General features: G+C 39.5%; 1 protein-coding gene. It reads left to right on the plus strand.

Features of this window, described 5'->3' with window-relative positions; all coding sequences use genetic code 11:
• The coding region (locus ACQKNC_RS22555) for a serine hydrolase domain-containing protein (protein ID WP_427426929.1) at nt 1-1,240 on the plus strand (1,240 nt) is incomplete at its 5' end.
• Between the last annotated feature and the right edge of the window lie 123 nt (nt 1,241-1,363).

The raw sequence follows: 1,363 nt of genomic DNA on the forward strand, positions 1-1,363 counted from the left end.
TGCAAGTGAAAATACACTCTATGAGTTGGCCTCGGTGAGTAAAGCTTTTACTGGTATGGGGATTCTGCTATTGGAAGAGCAAGGGCTGCTATCAATGACTGACCCTATCCAAAAATATTTACCTTGGTTTACGTTAAAGTATCAAGGTAAACCTGTTGATATGCAAAGCCTTACACTAAATAACTTCCTTCACCATACCAGCGGCCTAACAAATATTAGACATACTCAAAATATTCCACAAGGCAATACGCCTGATATGTTGCAAAAGACTGTGGAAACGCTGGTAGATGCTGAATTGGCGTTCTCTCCCGGTGAACAATATAACTATGGAACCGTTAATTATGACGTATTGGGTTTGGTTATTGAGATTGTATCACGACAAAGCTATGAAGACTTTATGAGGGAACAGGTATTTCTACCCTTAGGTCTTCACCAGACGTATGTTTATAAAGAAGATGCTCAAGCCACTGGACAGTTAGCGCAGGGCTACCGTTCTTCCTTTTTCATAACAACTCCATTTAACGCTCCGGATTATGCTGGGAATAAACCTGCCGGCTATATCATTTCTAATACAAAAGATATGGCGCGTTGGATGGGCATACAGATGGGTATCGTGCAGGACATACCCGAAATATTTCACAGGGTTATCGAAAAATCACATAGGGGTGATATGTCTGTTTCGGCTGTCAACGATATGTATTATGCGGCAGGTTGGTCGGTAAACGCCGAACAAACGTTTATAGAACACACTGGGGGTAATCCGAATTTTAGAACCGAAGTAGCCATACTGCCAAATGAACGAACAGCCATCTGCTTACTGAGCAACGGCGCAAATACCAATATAAACCTGGTACTAAAAGTTAAAAATATATTAAACGGCAATCTAACTCAGTCATATGAGATAAGCGGCACACAGCTTTTGGACATCATTTTGTCGTCTACCACAATTATTCTTTGCCTATTGGCCGTTCTGTTATTTCTCTTAGGGTTAAGAAAAAGGAAAACGAATGAGCAGCAGCCAATGACAAAAACGAGAACAATCGTAACAATTATTTTCCTAATCGCTACGATTGCCCAGTGTATAATGTTTTTTGCCTTCGATTGGTCAACGATACTTATTTGGCAAACATATAGTGTTCTTACAGCTTTGATTTCGTCAACATTATTAACAGCAAGCATTACTTGGTATATACTCACCGATAAGATGCCTCGCTCCGAAAATAAGTATAACGTTAAGTAATTAAATTCCAATTTATCAATATTCTTAATTTAAAAAACATAAGACACCTCGGTGTCTTCTTTAATGTCATCGACACTTCTCCTAGTTAAACCCACTTGCTATTTCTTCCACTAACCTGCCCCG

The sequence above is a fragment of the Lysinibacillus sp. NPDC094177 genome (assembly GCF_050279145.1).
Taxonomy (GTDB): domain Bacteria; phylum Bacillota; class Bacilli; order Bacillales_A; family Planococcaceae; genus Lysinibacillus.